Annotated in this window: 22 protein-coding genes; 12 read left to right on the forward strand and 10 right to left on the reverse strand. The window is 70.9% G+C overall.

Features of this window, described 5'->3' with window-relative positions; all coding sequences use genetic code 11:
• Positions 1-25 precede the first annotated feature (25 nt).
• Both OG905_RS34265 and OG905_RS34270 read left to right on the forward strand, forming a co-directional pair.
• Positions 26-709, forward strand: a complete 684-nt coding sequence (locus OG905_RS34265) for a uracil-DNA glycosylase (RefSeq protein WP_328680455.1) — start codon at positions 26-28, stop codon at positions 707-709.
• Positions 710-842: 133 nt separating this feature from the next.
• A complete protein-coding gene (locus OG905_RS34270; protein ID WP_328680457.1) occupies positions 843-1,316 on the forward strand; it encodes a hypothetical protein in 474 nt (157 codons plus the stop codon).
• Positions 1,317-1,319: 3 nt separating this feature from the next.
• Here OG905_RS34270 and OG905_RS34275 read toward each other — a convergent pair whose 3' ends face one another.
• A complete protein-coding gene (locus OG905_RS34275; protein ID WP_328680460.1) occupies positions 1,320-1,778 on the reverse strand; it encodes a hypothetical protein in 459 nt (152 codons plus the stop codon).
• An 84-nt stretch (positions 1,779-1,862) separates the two neighbouring features.
• The gene (locus tag OG905_RS34280) at positions 1,863-2,378 is read right to left on the reverse strand and encodes a DinB family protein (protein WP_328680462.1); all 516 of its coding nucleotides are present in this window, start codon (positions 2,376-2,378) and stop codon (positions 1,863-1,865) included.
• A gap of 150 nt (positions 2,379-2,528) precedes the next feature.
• Here OG905_RS34280 and OG905_RS34285 point away from each other — a divergent pair, with 150 nt between their 5' ends.
• Complete coding sequence (locus tag OG905_RS34285; protein WP_328680464.1) at positions 2,529-3,434, forward strand: Gfo/Idh/MocA family protein; 906 nt, start codon at positions 2,529-2,531, stop codon at positions 3,432-3,434.
• Here OG905_RS34285 and lnt read toward each other — a convergent pair.
• Positions 3,358-4,977, reverse strand: coding sequence for an apolipoprotein N-acyltransferase (gene lnt / locus OG905_RS34290; protein ID WP_328680465.1), 1,620 nt, complete (start codon positions 4,975-4,977; stop codon positions 3,358-3,360). The genes OG905_RS34285 and lnt overlap by 77 nt on opposite strands.
• A 93-nt stretch (positions 4,978-5,070) precedes the next feature.
• Positions 5,071-5,529 (reverse strand): nuclear transport factor 2 family protein, encoded by a 459-nt coding sequence (locus OG905_RS34295; protein ID WP_328680467.1) that lies wholly within the window; start codon positions 5,527-5,529, stop codon positions 5,071-5,073.
• A 128-nt stretch (positions 5,530-5,657) separates the two neighbouring features.
• Here OG905_RS34295 and OG905_RS34300 point away from each other — a divergent pair, with 128 nt between their 5' ends.
• Entirely contained in the window at positions 5,658-6,281 is a 624-nt protein-coding gene (locus tag OG905_RS34300; RefSeq protein WP_328680469.1) for a flavin reductase family protein, read from the forward strand.
• Positions 6,282-6,296: 15 nt separating this feature from the next.
• On the opposite strand, the gene OG905_RS34305 is transcribed toward OG905_RS34300, so the two are convergent.
• From OG905_RS34305 to OG905_RS34320, 4 genes are all read right to left on the reverse strand, one after another.
• Positions 6,297-7,454, reverse strand: coding sequence for a methyltransferase (locus OG905_RS34305; RefSeq protein WP_328680471.1), 1,158 nt, complete (start codon positions 7,452-7,454; stop codon positions 6,297-6,299).
• Between the two features lie 63 nt (positions 7,455-7,517).
• Positions 7,518-7,691, reverse strand: coding sequence for a hypothetical protein (locus OG905_RS34310; RefSeq protein ID WP_266488392.1), 174 nt, complete (start codon positions 7,689-7,691; stop codon positions 7,518-7,520).
• 53 nt (positions 7,692-7,744) lie between these two features.
• Positions 7,745-8,620, reverse strand: coding sequence for an undecaprenyl-diphosphate phosphatase (locus OG905_RS34315; protein WP_328680473.1), 876 nt, complete (start codon positions 8,618-8,620; stop codon positions 7,745-7,747).
• Positions 8,621-8,980: 360 nt separating this feature from the next.
• Positions 8,981-9,685 carry a TVP38/TMEM64 family protein gene (locus OG905_RS34320; protein WP_328680474.1) on the reverse strand — a complete coding sequence of 235 codons (705 nt, stop codon included), beginning with the start codon at positions 9,683-9,685 and terminating at the stop codon, positions 8,981-8,983.
• 49 nt (positions 9,686-9,734) lie between these two features.
• Between OG905_RS34320 and OG905_RS34325 the strand changes: the two genes are divergently transcribed.
• The 5 genes from OG905_RS34325 (at position 9,735) to OG905_RS34345 (ending at position 14,170) form a co-directional block, all read left to right on the forward strand.
• Complete coding sequence (locus tag OG905_RS34325) at positions 9,735-10,445, forward strand: DNA alkylation repair protein (RefSeq protein WP_328680475.1); 711 nt, start codon at positions 9,735-9,737, stop codon at positions 10,443-10,445.
• 100 nt (positions 10,446-10,545) lie between these two features.
• Positions 10,546-10,668: a hypothetical protein gene (locus OG905_RS34330; RefSeq protein WP_324983621.1), complete on the forward strand. Its 123-nt coding sequence runs from the start codon at positions 10,546-10,548 to the stop codon at positions 10,666-10,668.
• 99 nt (positions 10,669-10,767) lie between these two features.
• Positions 10,768-11,937 carry an elongation factor Tu gene (tuf, locus tag OG905_RS34335; protein ID WP_328680477.1) on the forward strand — a complete coding sequence of 390 codons (1,170 nt, stop codon included), beginning with the start codon at positions 10,768-10,770 and terminating at the stop codon, positions 11,935-11,937.
• Between the two features lie 540 nt (positions 11,938-12,477).
• On the forward strand, positions 12,478-13,320 hold the full coding sequence (locus OG905_RS34340; protein ID WP_328680478.1) for a patatin-like phospholipase family protein: 843 nt from the start codon (positions 12,478-12,480) through the stop codon (positions 13,318-13,320).
• A gap of 4 nt (positions 13,321-13,324) precedes the next feature.
• Complete coding sequence (locus OG905_RS34345) at positions 13,325-14,170, forward strand: spermidine synthase (protein WP_328680479.1); 846 nt, start codon at positions 13,325-13,327, stop codon at positions 14,168-14,170.
• A 197-nt stretch (positions 14,171-14,367) separates the two neighbouring features.
• Here OG905_RS34345 and OG905_RS34350 read toward each other — a convergent pair whose 3' ends face one another.
• Positions 14,368-15,390, reverse strand: a complete 1,023-nt coding sequence (locus OG905_RS34350) for a hypothetical protein (RefSeq protein ID WP_328680480.1) — start codon at positions 15,388-15,390, stop codon at positions 14,368-14,370.
• A gap of 109 nt (positions 15,391-15,499) precedes the next feature.
• On the opposite strand from OG905_RS34350, the gene OG905_RS34355 reads away from it, so the two are divergent.
• The 3 genes from OG905_RS34355 to OG905_RS34365 all read left to right on the forward strand — a co-directional run bounded on the left by OG905_RS34355 (position 15,500) and on the right by OG905_RS34365 (position 17,274).
• Entirely contained in the window at positions 15,500-15,937 is a 438-nt protein-coding gene (locus tag OG905_RS34355; protein WP_328682755.1) for a DUF4442 domain-containing protein, read from the forward strand.
• Between the two features lie 121 nt (positions 15,938-16,058).
• Positions 16,059-16,706, forward strand: coding sequence for a DedA family protein (locus OG905_RS34360; protein ID WP_328680481.1), 648 nt, complete (start codon positions 16,059-16,061; stop codon positions 16,704-16,706).
• A 31-nt stretch (positions 16,707-16,737) separates the two neighbouring features.
• Complete coding sequence (locus OG905_RS34365) at positions 16,738-17,274, forward strand: gamma carbonic anhydrase family protein (RefSeq protein WP_324978519.1); 537 nt, start codon at positions 16,738-16,740, stop codon at positions 17,272-17,274.
• Positions 17,275-17,317: 43 nt separating this feature from the next.
• Here OG905_RS34365 and OG905_RS34370 read toward each other — a convergent pair whose 3' ends face one another.
• Positions 17,318-17,797, reverse strand: coding sequence for an ATP-binding protein (locus OG905_RS34370; RefSeq protein WP_328680484.1), 480 nt, complete (start codon positions 17,795-17,797; stop codon positions 17,318-17,320).
• Positions 17,798-17,898 lie beyond the last annotated feature (101 nt).

A 17,898-nucleotide genomic window follows, 5' to 3' on the forward strand; every position in this document is an offset into this window, starting at 1 on the left:
TGGTCCCATTCCGGAGGTTGTTGACGTGACCGACACCGACATGCTGCCCGAGTCCTGGCGCGGCGTCCTCGGCGAAGAGCTGCAGAAGCCCTACTTCAAGGAGCTCACCGAGTTCGTCGAGGAGGAGCGGGCCAAGGGGCCGGTCTATCCGCCGCGCGAGGAGGTCTTCGCCGCCCTCGACGCGACACCGTACGACCGCGTCAAGGTCCTGATTCTCGGCCAGGACCCGTACCACGGAGAGGGGCAGGGGCACGGCCTCTGCTTCTCCGTGCGGCCGGGCGTCAGGACCCCGCCCTCCCTGCGGAACATCTACAAGGAGATGCAGGCGGAGCTGGGCCACCCCATCCCGGACAACGGCTATCTGATGCCGTGGGCCGAGCAGGGTGTCCTGCTGCTCAACGCCGTGCTGACGGTGCGGGCCGGCGAGGCCAACTCCCACAAGGGCAAGGGGTGGGAGAAGGTGACGGACGCGGTGATCAGTGCCGTGGCCTCGCGGCCCGACCCCGCGGTGTTCGTGCTCTGGGGCGCCTACGCGCAGAAGAAGCTGCCCCTGATCGACGAGACGCGGCATGTGGTGGTGAAGGGCGCCCACCCCTCGCCCCTGTCCGCGAAGAAGTTCTTCGGCTCGCACCCCTTCACGCAGATCAACGAGGCGGTCGCCGCCCAGGGCCACGAGCCCATCGACTGGCGGATCCCGAACCTCGGCTGAGCGTTCGCGCACCCGGCTGACAGGCTCGGGCCCGTGCCCGAGCCTGTGCGGCATTGTCACGCGCGGCGGCTAGCGTCGTGATCCGTGAATCGTCGCATTTCGCGCAATCGCCGCATGGACGTGGGAGGCCGCAGTGAGGGAGCAGCCGGAGGCGTCGGGGGACGCCGTCATGACCCGGATCGGGCAGGCGATCATGCTGCTGCACGGCGGAGACCGCGAGGAGGCCCGCAATCGCTTCGGCGCCCTCTGGTCGGAGATCGGCGAGGCCGGTGGTGGGCTGCACCGCTGCACCCTGGCGCACTACATGGCGGACACCCAGGACGACCCCGGTGACGAGCTCGCCTGGGACCTGCGGGCGCTGGCTGCGGCGGACGGGCTGAGCGAGGAGCAGCCGACCCGGCACGAGGCGGCGTCCGCGGTGCGTGCCTTCTACCCCTCGCTCCACCTCAACCTCGCCGCCGACTATGTCAAGCTCCAGCGCCCCGAGGCCGCGCGGGTCCATCTCGACCGGGCTCGCGCGGCGACGGACGCCCTGGGGGACGACGGATACGGCAACGGCGTCAGGGCCGCGATCGAGCGGCTGGAGGGGCGGCTGCGGGGGGAGTGAGGCTCAATTCCCGTAGACCTCCCGGCAGATCCGGGCTTCGGTGCTGCCGGGGCGCCAGTGGCCGTAGTCCTCACTCAGCGCACAGACGCCAGGAGGGACGACGACCGGCGCCGGCGTGACGGGCTCCACGGGCCTCCCCGGGCGCGCGGGCATTTCGTGCGGCCGGGCCGGCGGCTCCGCGGTGACGGGCTTCGCGGGCCCCGGTCTTGACCGATCGCGCGGGGCGTCCCCGGCGGCGGGCGGCGTGGTCTTCTCGGCCGCCGGGGGCGCAAGGTCCTCCCGTGCCGGGTCCTGCCCGATCTGCGGCTCACCGACCTGCGCCGGACGGCCGCTCCCCGGCGGCGGCAGCGGTGCTGCGGGCGCGGGCCGCGGCTTCACGGCCACGCATCCGGTCAGGACGACGCAGCCGGACAGGGCGAAGGCGGCCATCCCGGCCAGGACGGTTGTTCTCGTACGATGCACCTGATCAACTCTGCTGTGCGCGGCGCGCGTTCACCGTCGTACGAGCAGACAATGGCCCACACGGGTGACGGCGGGAGCCGTCGGTCACTCGCCGGTCGCGCCGTCGATCCGCTCACGGAGGAGGTCGGCCTGGCCGTTGTGCCGCGCGTATTCCTCGATCATGTGCGTGTAGATCCAGCGCAGATTGAACAGCTCTCCGGTGCGGCCGTCCTTCCTCACCGAGAGCTCGTCCAGCGATCGTCCCGCGACGGCCTGCCTGGCCCGCGCGATCTCGGCCTGCCAGGTGGCGTACCCCTCGGCCCAGGTGTCGGCCTCGGTGACGTTGAAGTCGCCATCGGGGTCGTCCTTGGAGTAGTAGATCGGCGCAGGCTCCTCGCCGGCCATGGTCACCGGGAACCAGTGCCGCTCGACCTCCGCCATGTGCCGCACCAGGCCGAGCAGGGAGAGCGTGGAGGGTGGCGCCGACGCCGTGCGCAGCTGCTCGTCGTCGAGCCCCGCGCATTTCAGTTCCAACGTGGCCCGGTGGTAGTCGAGCCAGCCGTCCAGCATGGTGCGTTCATCTGCGGCGGGGGCCGGTTCGGTGCGCTCAGGTGTGGTCATGGTGATCATCCTGGAGCACGGACCCACCTGCCGCCAGGCCTTATTCTCCGAGCATTCCGCGCAGCAACTCGGGCCGCCGCAGCGCACGTATGCTGCCGGAGCACACGACGCACACGAAGGACAACCGGCACAGCGCCAAGGGAGGCCCCTGTGAAGGTCGGCTGCATCGGGCTCGGCGACATCGCGCGGAAGGCCTATCTGCCCGTGCTCACCACGCTGCCCGGGGTCGAACTGCATCTGCAGACCCGGACCCCCGCCACCCTCGCGCGGATCGCCGAGACCCACCACATCCCGGCCGGGCGCCGCCACACCGACCTCGACTCGCTGCTCGCCCAGGGCCTGGACGCCGCTTTCGTCCACGCGCCGACGTCCGTGCACGCCGAGATCGTGACGCGGCTGCTGGAAGCGGGTGTGGCGACGTACGTCGACAAGCCGCTCGCGTACGAACTGGCCGACTCCGAGCGGCTGGTGGCCCTCGGCGAAGCGCGTGGCACCAGTCTGGCAGTCGGCTTCAACCGCCGTCTCGCACCGGGCTACGCCCAGTGCCTGGAGCACCCGCGCGAGCTGATCCTGATGCAGAAGAACCGCGTCGGCCTCGCCGAGGATCCGCGCACCCTCGTACTCGACGACTTCATCCATGTCGTCGACACCCTGCGCTTTCTGGCCCCGGGACCGGTCGACCACACCGATGTACGGGCCCGGATCGTCGACGGCCTGATGCACCATGTGGTGCTGCAGCTGTCCGGCGACGGCTTCACCGCCATCGGGACGATGAACCGGATGAGCGGCTCCACCGAGGAGATCCTCGAAGTGTCGGGCCAGGACACCAAGCGCGAGGTCCGCAATCTCGCGGAGGTCGTCGACCACAAGGGGCAGCCGAGCGTACGGCGGCGGGGCGACTGGGTGCCGGTCGCGCGCCAGCGAGGTATCGAGCAGTCGGTGCTGGCCTTCATCGACGCCGTACGGGCCGGGAAGTTCCTCAGTGCACAGGACGCGCTGCGGACTCATGCGCTGTGCGAACAGGTGGTGCTGCGAGCCCTGGAGCAGGCCTCCTGAGCGAGCGCGCACCCTCGGCGGCGCAGAGCGCGGCGAGGACCGCCAGCGCTCCGTAGACCGGCCAGTCGCCGAACCTGACGAAGGGGGTGGTGCCGCGGGCCAGCGGGACGTCGTAGACGGCGGCGGTACTGCTGTCCGTACCGAGCAGGCGGCCGACCCGGCCGCCGTCGGGTCCGTACACCGCGCTGACGCCGGTGAGCGTGGCATGCACCATCGGCCGGCCGCTCTCGGCCGCCCGCAGCGCCGCCAGCGAGGCATGCTGCTCGGGCGCCCAGCTCCCCTGGAACGACGAGGTCGCCGACTGGGCGATCAGCAGCTGTGCGCCGTCCCGGGTCAGCCTCCTGCTCATGTCGGGGAACGCCGACTCGAAGCAGACCAGCGGCCCCAGACGCAGTCCGCCCGTACCCTCGCCGGGCAGCACCATCACCACCGGACGGCTGCCGCGCAGCCGGTCCTCGCCGGCCGCCTTGCCCACCGAGGTCGCCCAGCCCAGCAGCCCTCGCGCCGGTATGTACTCACCGAAGGGGACGAGCCGCATCTTGTCGTAGCGATCACCGGTCGGACCCTGCGGGCCCACCAGGACCGAACTCTTGAAGATCCCCGCCCGGCCGTCGCCGTCCTGGCTCCGGGCGTCCACATTGACCAGCAGATCCGCGCCGACCGCGCGCGAGAGCACCGCGATACGGGCCGCCAGATCGGGGCGTTCGCGCAGATCCACGCCGACGCTGCTCTCGCCCCAGACCACCAGATCGATGTCCTGACCGGCCAGTTGGCGGGTCAGCTCCTCACTGCGGGCGAAGCGCCGCTCGACGCTCTCGATACCGTCGACGACGCCCGGCTGTACGACAGCGATACGCGCCCGCCCCGACGGCTCCGGCTGCGGCAGCCAGAGCCATATCGCGGTCGTGGTGAGCGCGCAGATGACCCCGCCGCCCACCGCGGCCGTCCGGGCGTGCGGCACCGCGATCAGCACCGTCACCGCGGTGTTCACCGTCACCACGAGCAGGCTCACCAGCCAGACGCCGCCCACCGAGGCGAGCCGCAGAGCGGGGGAGACCTGCCACTGGCTCGCCCCCAGCAACCCCCAGGGACCGCCCAACCCCTCCCACGACCTGACCAGTTCGATCATCAGCCAGCCCGAGGGCACCACCGCCAGAGCGACGGCGGCTCTCGCCGGCCTCGGCCGCCTCCCGGACAGCAGCGACCACACCAGCCACCCCCAGGGCGCCCACAGCAGCCCCAGCAGCGCGGCGATCAGCACGATGAACACATGCAGGCTCGGGATCAGCCAGTGATGCACGGCGATCATGAAGCCCATGCCGCCCAGCCAGCCCTCGACCGCCGCCCGGCGGCCCGTCGGCGCGTCCCGGACCAGCAGCATCCACGGCACCAGCGCGACATACGCGAACCACCACAGCGAGGGTTCGGGAAAGGCCAGCGCGGGTAGCGCACCGGCGGCCAGCGCGGCGACGGCCCGCCAGCGCCCAGACGCCGCGAGCTCTCGCGCGCGGGCCCAGCCAGGCCGGCCGACCGGAATCCGCATACCGCGCCTCCTCGTCCGCCTCGCAGCGACCGCGAGCGGTGTCGTCTCCAGTGTGCGCGAGCAGAACCTGCAAGAACAGTGCGCCCAGGTCGGTCAGGCGCCGCCGGGCGCGTCCGGAGCCCGCCGCCACTTCTCGTGGATCACCACTGTGCGCAGCCGCCAGCCCGCGTCCGTACGCAGCAGGCCGAAGGTGTACCGGCCGCCGGAGACGAAGTCGTCCCCCGACTCCAGACGCATCGGGTTCACATAGTCGGCCTGCAGCTCGGCCCGGTCGCCCGGATAGCCGCCCAGGTCCTGGATGTGCAGCCGCCGGTTGACGACGAGGTGCTGGCGTACCGGGAAGAGACGCATCGTCTCCGCCAGCCAGTCGGCGACCTCGGCGGCCGGCCCCTCGATCCCGCCCGAGCTGCGGTAGTCCGCGCGCCCCTCGGCGGTGAACAGGGCGCGGTAGGCGTCCCAGTCGCCGTCGTCCACCGCCACCGCATAACTGGTGATCAATTCATCGATGGTCAGTCGGTCCATCACGGTCGCGAGATCCACGCGCTGCGTCATCGGGTCAGTTTCGGGCAGTAAGGGCCCAAGGCCAAGGGCTGTGCACGCCAGTCACCTGCTCTTCACCCGCTCTTGTTCAGCAAACGGTCGATCTGCGCCAGTTCGGCGTCAGGCGCCATACTTCCCCCATGCGCATCGACTACGACCCGGCCCAGTGCGACCGCGACACCTTCTACCGGCTGCTGACCGCCACCGTCGTCCCCAGGCCCATCGCCTGGGTCTCGACAACATCGGCCGACGGCACGGACAATCTCGCCCCGCACTCCTTCTTCACGATCTCGTGCGTGGCTCCGCCCGTCGTGCAGTTCACCTCGGTCGGCCGCAAGGACTCGCTGCGCAATATCGAGGACACCGGGGCCTTCGTGGTCAACTTCGCACCCGAGCCGCTCTTCGAGCAGATCAACGCCACCGCCACCGACTTTCCGCGTGGCATCAGCGAGTTCGACGCGGTGGGCATCGCCCGCGAGACGAGCCTGCGTGTGAAGCCTCCGCGCGTCGCGGCCTCCCCTGTGGCCCTGGAGTGCGAACTGCACAGCACCGTACGACTCGGCGACTCGACGGTCGTCTTCGGCCGCGTCGTCCACGCCGCGGTCAGCAAGGAAGTGATGGCGGGCGGGCACCCCGAGGTGACGAAGCTGGCGCCGCTCACCCGGCTCGGCAAGGACGAATGGGCCACGCTCGGAGGCGTACGCGAGATCTCCCGTGTTCCGTACGCCGAGTGGCAGGACGGCGCCGACGGCCTGGGCCGCTGAGCCGGGCCCCGGCGGCTACTGCCTGACAGCCCGCAGCACCACGAACTTCGGGTCGCCGGCGACGACTTCGCAGTTCCCGAAGAGGCGGCGCAGTCTCAGGTGATAGCCGAGGTGGCGGTTTCCAACGACCCAGAGCTCGCCCCCCGGCCGCAGGGCACGGCGCGCCCCGCCGAACATCCGGCGGGCGGCCGTGTCCGTCGTCGCCCGGTGCGAGTGGAACGGCGGATTGTTCAGCACCAGATCGACGGACGCGTCCGGCACACCGGACAGACCGTCGCCCACCAGGAACTCCGCCTTCATGTCCGACGGGACGTTGTCGCGGTACGTCGACTCGGCCGAGGCGACCGCCGAGAACGACTCGTCGATGAAGGTCACCGAGGCCGCCGGATTGGCCAGCGCGGCCGCCGTGCCGACCACGCCGTTGCCGCAGCCCAGGTCGACGACCCGCTCCGGACCGTGCCGCTGTGGCAGGCTCCGCAGAAAGAAACGGGTGCCGATGTCGAGGCGCTCGGCGCAGAAGATGCCCGCGTGATTGGTGACGGTCCGGCCGGCGACAACGCCCACGTCGTCGGGCAGCGCATAGCGCAGCGGCCAGGGGCTGGGGGTGCGGGCGAGTCTGGGGTCGGGCGTACAGAAGATGAGCCGCGCCTTCTTCACCGCGAGCGAGGTCCTGGTCGGACCGAGGATCCGCTCGAACAGCTTCAGCGTCGAGGTGTGGATCTCGCTGACCATCCCGGTGCCCATGACAACCGTGTCCGCGTGCACGGCGGGCGCGAGGCGGTGCAGCTGGTCCTCCAGCAGCGCGAGGCTCTTGGGCACCCGGATCAGCAGTACGTCGACACGCTCCGGCGGCAGGTCCCTGACCGACTGGAGGCGTACCGCGTCCATGTCGGTGCCGTTGCGGGCCAGATTTGCCCGGGTCGCCTCCTGGCCGAGGAAGGAGTCCGTGATCTGTACGGGCCGGTGGGCTGCGAGCGAGGTGGCGAGGGCGCCCCAGCGGTCCCCGACGACGACCAGCATGCCGTTCAGGTCCGTGGGCGCGGCGTCGTCCATCCCTTTGAGCTGCCGCAGAAGGTACTCGTCGGCGGCGTCCCAGGCGCGGAGGGTGTCGCGGGGTTCCTCGGGGAAGCGGGCGAGCTCGAAGCCGCCCCATGACGTCGTCAAACGGTTCATTGTGCACTCAGGCTAGCCGAGCCCGCGATCACGCCGAGCGCTCCCGGCCTGCCCGCCCTGCGGTCAGGCGGCGTGCTGTACGTCCCCGAGCGCGGCCGCGGCCCACTCCACCACCAGCGCCTCGTACTCCGGGCGCCGGTCGTCGGGCAGCTCGCCGTCCGCCCACAGCTCTCGGATCCGGGCATTGAGCTCGGCGGCGGACAACGCGGTTTCTGACTCGCGGGACAAGGGGGACATGCAGACAGGCTAAGGCCTCGGTACGACAACCGTCAGTCCCGCGTCAACGCGCCTCAGCCGCCCGACTCACCCGCGTGCGGGCTCAGCGCGTCCGTTCCGACCAGGACGAACAGCAGGATTCCCAGCAGAATGCGGTAGATCACGAAGGGCATGAAGCTCTTCGTAGTGATGAACTTCATGAACCAGGCGATCACCGCGTAGCCCACGGCGAAGGCGATGATCGTCGCGAAGAAGGTCTGCGGCCAGTCCACATGCCCGCCCTCGCTCGCGTCCTTCAGCTCGAAGGCGCCCGAGGCCAGCACGGCCGGGATGGCCAGCAGGAACGAGTAGCGAGCCGCCGCCTCACGCGTGTAGCCCATCAGCAGACCGCCGCTGATGGTCGCGCCCGAGCGCGAGACGCCCGGAATCAGGGCCATCGCCTGGCAGGCACCGTAGATCAGACCGTCCTTGACACTCAGCTCCTGCAGCGTCTTGCGCTGCTTGATGGCCCGGTGCTTGCCGCCCTGCTCGTCACGGGCGGCAAGACGGTCTGCGATGCCGAGGACTATGCCCATCACGATCAGGGTCGTGGCGATCAGCCGCAGATCTCGGAACGGGCCCTCGATCTGGTCCTTGAACGCGACGCCGAGCACACCGATCGGGATCGAGCCCACGATGACCAGCCAGCCCATCTGGGCGTCGTGGTCACTGCGCAGCTCCTTGTTCGTCAAGGAACGGGACCAGGCGGAGACGATGCGTGCGATGTCCTTGCGGAAGTAAATGAGGACGGCCGTCTCCGTGCCGATCTGGGTGATCGCGGTGAAGGCGGCGCCCGGGTCCTCCCAGCCGGCGAATGCGGCGGTGAGCCGCAGATGCGCGCTGGAGGAGATCGGCAGGAACTCGGTCAGTCCCTGGACGAGCCCGAGGATGAATGATTCGAACCAAGACATCGAAAACTACGCCACCCAAGAAATGATCACGGTCTGACGGCGCGTAGCGTTCCCGATCATGCGCCAGGTCTCAGGAAGCGTAGCGTCCCCCGATTGGCGGCAATCTCGCAGCCCCTGTCAGCGCCCGCACCGGGCGCCCGCCCCCTCGCGGGCCGGACGGGGCGCCCATGGAGCCGCGCGCCATCGTCGCCCGCTCAACGCCCGGACGCGGGCCCACGCCTTGGTGCGCGGCCCGGCGCGCGCTCAACTCCCCCCACGCCACCTGGGCGGTGGTGGCGAGCAGATGAGGCGGCGGGGTCGCCATGGACCGTAAGTCCGGGTCCAGCAAGACCTTGCCCCTGACCGTCCGCCGCGCCCGGTCTAACGCGTCCGCAGCCGGTGCCGCTTGCACCAGGCGACCCAGGCCGCGGCCAGCCCCGTCACCACGATGAAGCCCATCGCGATCAGGAACGCCGGGGACGTCGGCGAGCCCGCCCGGCTGCCCGCGACCACATACGCCGCCGTGTTCGGGATCGAGCCGAGCGCCGTCGCCAGCAGAAAAGGGACATAGCGCATACGGGAGACGGCGGCGCAGTAGTTCGCCGCGGCGAAGGGCACGCCGGGGAAGAGCCGCAGCGCCAGCATCGAGCGGAAGCCGTGCCTGCTCAGCTGGGTGTCGGCCGCCTTCAGCCAGCGCCCCCGCAGCAGCGGCCGCAGCGCGTCCTGCCCGAGCAGTCGCCCCAGCATGAACGAGATACCCGCACCCAGCACCGTCCCGGCGAGCGCCGAAACGAACCCGGCCTGCGAGCCGAAGAGCGCGCCCGCCGCCAGATTGAGCAGCGGGCGCGGCACGAAGGCCGCGGTGCACGCCCCGTACGCGACGCCGAACAGCACCACCGCGGCAGCCCCGCTCAGCTGCGGCGGCCAGCCCGCCGAGAGCAGCCGCTGCGGCTCGTACAACACCACCGTCACCGCGGCGGCGGCCAGCATCGCCACGAGCAGGGACAGGCGCGACCACGGCGAGAACAGCGCCCGCGTGCAGCGCACGGCAAGGCCCGATGCGGGCCGGGGGACGGGGTCGAGCATCCGGGGAGACTAACCGACACGTGGATGTGATCGCCGTAATGTGAGCCGCATGACCCCGGTCCAACCGCCCGCCGTCCCGCACAGCGAGCTCGCCGACACCGTCCTTCCGCGCCTCACCGCCGTGTACCCGACCGGCGCCGATGCGGTCAGGGCCGAGTCGACCGCCGCGTACATGAAGGGCATCGCACCCTTCCTCGGGCTCTACACCGGCGCCCGCCGCGAGCTCTCCCGCAGCGTTCTCGACGGCACCGCCGTCCCCGACGAGGCCGACTGCACGGCGATCGCCCTGCGCTGCTGGGAGCTGCCAGAGCGCGAGTACCACTACTTCGCCGTCGACTATCTGCGCCGCCACGTGAAGCGCTGCTCCTCCGGCTTGCTGCCGGTCGTACGCCATCTCGTCGTCACCGTCTCCTGGTGGGACACCGTCGACGCGCTCGCCTCACATGTCGCCGGACCGCTCGTGAGCGCCGATCCCGGGCTGAAGTCCGTCATGGACAGCTGGATCGAGGACGACGACCTGTGGGTCGCGCGCACCGCGCTGCTCCATCAGCTCCGCTACAAGGACGCGACCGACACGGAACGGCTCTTCGCCTACTGCCTGCGCCGTGCCGACCACCCCGACTTCTTCATCCGCAAGGCGATCGGCTGGTGCCTGCGCGAGTACGCCAAGACCGATGCGGACGCGGTACGCGACTTCGTCGAGCGGCACCGGGACCGGCTCGCGCCGCTGTCCGTACGCGAGGCTCTCAAGAACCTGTGAGCTGCTGAACTCACGTACAACTCCCGCGCGGCTCCCTCGCAACTCCCGTGCGGGGAAAACCATTCGACGCGGCGAAGCGCCCTGAGCGATCATCGTCGACATGTTCCGGTACGCCTTCCTCGCAGCGCCGTCCGCAGTCGCGGACGCGCCGAAGGCTGCCGCATTCCCCGCAGCGGCCGCAGCCGCCGCTGCCGCAGCGCCCCTCGACGGCGCCCGAAGCTGACCCTTCCCGGATCGTCCTGCGGACCCCACAGGGGGAGGGTCGGCAAGGCCCAGGGGTCCCATCACGCTTCGAGTTCCGAGGAAACCGAGGAAAACAGTCATGCCCAAGACGGCATACGTGCGCACCAAGCCGCACCTCAACATCGGCACCATGGGCCACGTCGACCACGGCAAGACCACACTCACCGCCGCCATCACCAAGGTCCTCAGCGAGCGCGGGACCGGCACGTTCGTGCCGTTCGACCGGATCGACCGGGCGCCCGAGGAGGCGCAGCGCGGCATCACCATCAACATCGCGCACGTCGAGTACGAGACCGACACCAGGCATTACGCCCACGTGGACATGCCGGGTCACGCCGACTACGTCAAGAACATGGTCACCGGAGCCGCGCAGCTGGACGGGGCGATCCTCGTCGTCTCGGCGCTCGACGGGGTCATGCCGCAGACCGCCGAGCACGTCCTGCTCGCCCGCCAGGTGGGCGTGGATCACATCGTCGTCGCCCTCAACAAGGCGGACGCGGGCGACGACGAGCTCACCGACCTGGTGGAGCTGGAAGTCCGCGAGCTGCTGACGGCCCATGGGTACGGCGGCGACGCCGCGCCAGTGGTACGGGTCTCCGGGCTCAGGGCGCTGGAGGGCGACCCACGCTGGACGGCCGCCGTCGATGCGCTGCTCGACGCCGTCGACACGTATGTGCCGATGCCCATCAGGTACACGGACGCGCCGTTCCTGCTCCCGGTGGAGAACGTGCTCACCATCACGGGGCGCGGCACGGTCGTCACCGGCGCCGTCGAGCGGGGCACGGTCCGCGTCGGCGACCGCGTCCAGGTCCTCGGCGCGGACACCGAGACGGTCGTCACGGGTCTGGAGACCTTCGGCAAGCCGATGGAGTCCGCGGAGGCCGGTGACAACGTCGCCCTGCTGCTGCGCGGCATGGCGCGTGACGCGGTCCGGCGCGGCCATGTGGTGGCGGCGCCGGGCAGCGTCGTGCCGAGTCGGCGCTTCGCGGCGCAGGTGTACGTGCTGTCCACCCGCGAGGGCGGCCGAGCGACACCGGTCTCCACCGGCTACCGCCCGCAGTTCTACATCCGGACGGCGGACGTCGTCGGCGACATCGACCTCGGCGAGGCGGCGGTCGCCCGGCCCGGCGACACGGTCACGATGACCGTGGAGCTGGGCCGCGACATCCCACTGGAGCCGGGCCTCGGCTTCGCAATCCGCGAGGGCGGCCGCACGGTGGGCGCGGGGACGGTGACGGAACTGGTGTGACTGCGGGGTGGGACGCGGCGGCGAGGGGCGCCGGTTGCGCCGGCAGGCGGGCTGTCCTCCGCTGCTGCGTCCCACCTCCTGCACCCTGCGGGAGGCGGCGCCGGTTCGGCGGGTGGTGCGCCGGGGTGCCGTCGGCTTCGCCGCGCGGCTTGGCGCGAGCCGCGCGGCGAAGCCGGCGCCCGGGGGCATGGGGGGCGTCAGCTGCTGCGTCCCTTCCCGCCCGTATCCCACGCGAGGCGATACCCGGGCTTCGCCGCGAAGCTGGCGTCCCCGGGGGCGCGGGGGCGTCAGCCCCCGCTTCTCTGCCCTCCCGCACCCGTGGGAGGCGGCGCCCGGATCCGCTGGGCCGGGGTGCAGAGGTGCACCGCGGAGCCGGCGCCCCGGGGTGGGGCCTCAGCCCCCACGGCCGTCCCCTGCCGCACCCGCGGGAGGCGAGTGGGCTTCGCCGCGCGCGGGTGCGAGCCGCACCGCGAAGCTGGCGTCCCCCGGCCCCCGCCCCCGCCGCAGCCCGCGGGACGCGGCCGCGCCAGACTGACTCCCATGGCTGACACGGCAGTTGTACTCGGCGCCGGTGGAATCACCGGTGTGGGCTGGGAGATCGGTATCCTCCACGGACTCGCCCGCGCGGGCGTGGATCTGACCACCGCCGACCTCCTTGTCGGCAGCTCCGCGGGCGCGGTCGTCGCCGCCCAGGTCGCATCCGGCAGGCTGGACCTCGCCGAGCTGTACGAGCGGCAGCTCGCCCCGCCCGAGGGCGAGAGCGCCGCCCGGTTCGGTCTTTCGATGACGCTGAGGTACGCACGGGCGATCCTCACGTCCCGTACGCCCGAGGAGTACGGACGAAAGCTCGGCAGGCTGGCACTCGCCCGCGACACCGGTGACGAGGCGTCCCGCCGTGAGGTGATCGCCCGGCGGCTGCTCTCACACACATGGCCGGAGCGGCGCCTGCTCGTCACCGCCGTCGACGCGCTCACCGGCGCGTTGAAGACCTACGACAAGGACAGCGGCGTACCGCTCGTCACCGCCGTCGCGGCCAGCTGCGCGGTCCCCGGTGTCTGGCCGCCGGTCACCATCGAAGGCCGCAGGTGGATCGACGGGGGAGTGCACACCACGGCCAACGCCCACCTCGCCGCCGGTTGCGAGCGGGTGGTCGTTCTGGCTCCCATCGCCTCCGGCACCAAGGCGATCGCCTCCCCACGCGCCCAGGCCGCACAGCTCGCCGCGGCGGGCTCCCGCGTCGAGGTCATCACCCCGGACGCCGCCGCCAGGAAGGCCATCGGACGCGGCCGCCTGGACCCGGCACTGCGTGCCCCCGCCGCCCGCGCCGGGCTGGCCCAGGCCGCCGCGCACGTCAAGGCCGTCGCCGCGGTGTGGGCACAATGAGACGGTGAACGAGCAGCTACCCGTCATCCGCGAGGTTGACCGCGGCACCGCCAAACTGATGCCGGACATCGACCGGGACCGGGCCTGGCTGCTGACGGTGGACGGTGCGCCCCAGTCGTATGTCGACCTGGACGCGCCCACCCATCTGGAGTTCGAGTACGCGCGGCGCCTCGGCCATGTCGTCGACTGCGCCGCGGACGAGGGCGCCCCTCTCGATGTGCTGCATCTGGGCGGCGGGGCGCTGACCCTGCCGCGCTACGTGGCCGAGACCCGGCCGGGCTCGCGCCAGGACGTCGTGGAGGCGGACCGCGGACTGCTGGCGCTGGTCGCCGAGCAGCTGCCGCTGCCCGCGGGATCGGGGATCGAGCTGCACGGCGCCGATGCCCGTGCCTGGGTCGAGGCGGCTCCCGCGGACTCCGTGGACCTGCTGATCGGCGATGTCTTCGGCGGCTCGCGGGTGCCCGCCCACCTCACATCGGTCGAGTACGCGCGGGCCGCCGAACGCGTCCTGCGGCCCGGCGGAATCTACGCCGCCAACCTGGCCGACGGCGCGCCCTTCGCCTTCCTGCGCTCCCAACTCGTCACATTCGCCGTGGTGTTCACCGAGCTCGCGCTGATCGCGGAACCCTCCGTACTGCGCGGGCGGCGCTTCGGCAACGCGCTGCTGCTCGCCTCGCAGACCCCCATCGACACGGCGCTCCTCGCCCGCCGCACCTCTGCCGACGCCTTCCCGGCGCGGCTGGAGCACGGCCCGTCGCTGACCCGGTTCATCGGGGACGCGAGGGTCGTACGAGACGCGGACGCGGTGGCGTCGCCCGAGCCGCCCGACGGCGCTTTCAGTATCGGCTGAGACGGCCGGACAGGGCCGGCCCAAGGCGACCTCGGCCTCCGCAGCTCAGGCACGTGCCGATTCGGGTCCCGTTCGGGCCCAACGTCAATCGCGTCCCGGTGCCGTTGCAGAACATGCAGGAACCCCGGCGGCGGGGAGAGGTGGCTGGAAAGGTCACCTCGGGACCATCCCCGCTGTCGGCCGCATTGCCGAACGGATTAGTCGCTGGGCGTTCCCGCCAGCCGGACCGTGCTCAGGATCTGCGCGATGGTCGCGTCCGGGACCTCGTCCTTGACGCCGGTGTTGGCGTACAGGACCCAGCTCGCGAAGTCACCTTTGCTGTTCTTGAAGGTGAACGCGATCGACTTGCCGTCGGTGCTGCACTTGTTGGTCTTCTTCACGCCGAGCGCGGTGGCCGTGGCGACGCTGCCGGTGAGCCCGGACTTGGTCGTGTACGGCTTGGCCTTGGTGATCTTGACCGTGCCCTTGGGCTCCTTCTGCGCGTAACCCGCCCAGACCCAGTTGCCCGCCTCGTTGTAGGCGCCGGTGGCGGCGTCGGTCGCGCCCTTGCCGCCCTTGGTGCCGGTCGTGCTCAGGCCCCACTGCTCGGGCTTGCCGTCCTTGTCGGTGTCGAACGTGCACCACTTGGACTTGTAGTGGGCCGGGGCCGACATGACGACGACGGGCGAGCCGTCGTTCTTCTTCTCGTCCTCGAAGAAGGTGCTCATGCTGGAGCCGGCGACTTCCCAGGTGGGCGGGACGTCGAACTGGGTCCCGCGCTTGGGGTTGGTGACGACCTTCCAGCCCGCGATGAGCGGCTTGGCGTCCTCGCCCCCGCGCGGGTTCTCGGTCGGTGAAGCGGGCGCAGTGCTGGGCTTGTTGGCGGTGGGCGTCTTCGAGGCGCTGACCTTGCCGCCCTCGTCACTGGTGCCCTTGTCGTCGTCCTTGAGCACGATGACGCCGGTGACGACCGCGGCCGCGACGACCGCCGTGGCCGCGACGATCGCGACGATGGTCGTCTTCTTCTTGTCGTCCTGAGGCGGCTGCGGCGCACCGGGCGGCTGGCCGGGCACGGCGTACTGCGGCGCCGTCGGCTGCTGGTACGGATTGGGTTGCTGGTAACCCGGCTGCTGGTATCCCGGCTGCTGATAAGGATTCGGCTGTTGGTACCCCGGCTGCTGGTACGGGTTCTGGTCCTGCGGGTTCTGCTCGCCCCCGGGCGGCTGCTGTCCTGGCCACATGGCGAGTAACGATAGAGGTGCGGTGCCACAGGTGCCACGTCCGCCCCCGCCAGGGGATGGCCAAGTCTGCTACTCATGGGTAACATTGCGGTCCATGAGCGCTGATCAGATGTCAGTCGGCGAGATGCTCGCCGCCACGGTCCCCATGGCCCGGACCCTCAACCTGGAGTTCCTGGAGACCACCGCCGAGCGGGCCGTCGTCCGCATGCCGGACCAGAGCGACTTCCACAACCACGTCGGCGGACCGCACGCCGGAGCGATGTTCACGCTCGCCGAGACCGCGAGTGGTGCCATCGTCATCGCCGCCTTCGGCGACCAGATGAACCGTGCCGTACCGCTCGCCGTCAAGGCGGAAATCGGCTACAAGAAGCTGGCGATGGGCGTCGTCACCGCGACCGCCACGCTCGGCCGCCCGATCGCCGATGTCGTCGCCGAACTGGACGCGGGGGAGCGCCCGGAGTTCCCCGTCGAGATCGCCATCCAGCGCGCGGACGGCGCGGTGACCGGCGAGATGACGATCGTGTGGACGCTGCGCCCCAACGCCTGAGTACACCGCCTGTACATCGCCTGAGCGCACTGCCTGAGCGCCCGAGGTAGGCTGCCCGGCGTGCGCCGACGCGGGTGCACGCCGGGCAGCCCGTGCCCGGTGACCTCGGGAGGAACCGGCGTTGCACGTCCAGGAGTGGCTCGAGACCGTCCCTGCGGTCAGCATCTACCTCCTGGTGGGGGTGGTCATCGGCCTTGAGAGCCTCGGCATTCCTCTGCCGGGCGAGATCGTCCTCGTCAGCTCTGCCCTGCTCGCCTCGCAGCACGGCGAGATCAATCCGTACATCCTCGGCGCCTGTGCCTCGGCCGGCGCGGTCATCGGCGACTCGATCGGCTACGCCATCGGGCGGAAGGGCGGCAGACCTCTGCTGGCCTGGCTCGGCGGGAAGTTCCCCAAGCACTTCGGTGAGGCGCAGATCGCCGTGGCCGAGCGGTCCTTCGAGAAGTGGGGCATGTGGGCCGTCTTCTTCGGCCGCTTCGTCGCCCTGCTGCGTATCTTCGCCGGGCCGCTCGCGGGCGTGCTGCGCATGCCGTACTGGAAGTTCCTCATCGCCAACGTCATCGGCGGAATCCTCTGGGCGGGCGGCACGACCGCCGTCATCTACTCCGTAGGTGTCGTCGCCGAGGCCTGGCTCAAGCGGTTCTCCTGGCTGGGGCTCGTCCTCGCCGTGCTGATCGGCCTCACCTCGATGCTGGTGCTCAAGAGCCGCGCCAAGAAGGCGGCCGCGCAGGCGAAGGCCGAGCCGGACCCCGTGCCCGCCTCCGACTGACCAGCCACACGCGAACCGAGGAGAGACGGCGATGGCAGCGGGACAGGCACTGATCGCGGCAGTGGGCGGCAAGGAGCCGAGCATCGCGCCCGACGCCTTCACCGCTCCCACGTCCGTCGTGATCGGTGAGGTCACCATGGCCCCGGGCTCCAGCGTCTGGTACCACACGGTGCTGCGCGCGGACTGCGGCCCGATCGTCCTGGGCGCCGACACCAACATCCAGGACAACTGCACGGTCCATGTCGACCCCGGCTTCCCGGTCACCGTCGGCGAGCGCGTCTCCGTCGGCCACAATGCCGTGCTGCACGGCTGCACCGTCGAGGACGACGTACTGGTCGGCATGGGCGCGACCGTCCTCAACGGCGCGCACATCGGAGCCGGTTCGCTGATCGCCGCGCAGGCGCTCGTACCGCAGGGGATGCGCGTACCGCCAGGCTCGCTCGTCTCGGGCGTGCCCGCCAGGGTCAAGCGTGAGCTGACCGAGGAGGAGCGGGAGGGCATCAAGCTCAACGCCTCGATGTATCTGCTGCTGGCCAAGGGGCATCGCGAGGCGACGGAAACCGGCTGAACTCCCGCCGGGTTTCCCGCCCGCTCGACGCGGCCGCAGTCCGCTACACCGGGGGTCCGCCGGAAGAGGCGGGCATGACAATCTCTGCCGCCACCACGCTGCCGGCCTCCAGCCTGCGCGTGGTGGTCCGTGTCGCGAACGCGTCGACGAGCCGGAGACCATGACCGAGGTCGGCGTGGGCGTCCAGTGGCTCCTGGCGCCGTACTGAGCGGTGCTTCCAGCTCCCGCCGTCCCTGACTTCGGTCGTCAGGGTGTTCCCGCGGACCCTGATGGCCACTGCGACCCACGGGCTGCCGCTGTGCAGCACCACGTTGCTGACCAGCTCGGTGACGATCACCGCAAGTGCCTCGTGGAAGTCGTCGTGCAGTCGCCACCGCTGCGCGACGGCGCGGGCGAAGTGCCTCAGCGTGCGCGCGGCTTCCGGCGTCGCCGACATCGCACACTGGGCCAGTCCCGAAATTCCGCCATGCGGCACCCGGCCGGAAGACGGATGGTGGGGGGACTCCTCTGCTGATGCGATCACTGTCGGCTCCTTTTGCCCAGGTGGTGCCCGGGCGCTGGGTCTAACCTCGTGGGCAGCGCACAGTCGGCGCAATTGGGGAGACTGAAGTACGGATACCTAAA

It is taken from the genome of Streptomyces sp. NBC_00322 (genome assembly GCF_036147535.1).
GTDB lineage: Bacteria > Actinomycetota > Actinomycetes > Streptomycetales > Streptomycetaceae > Streptomyces.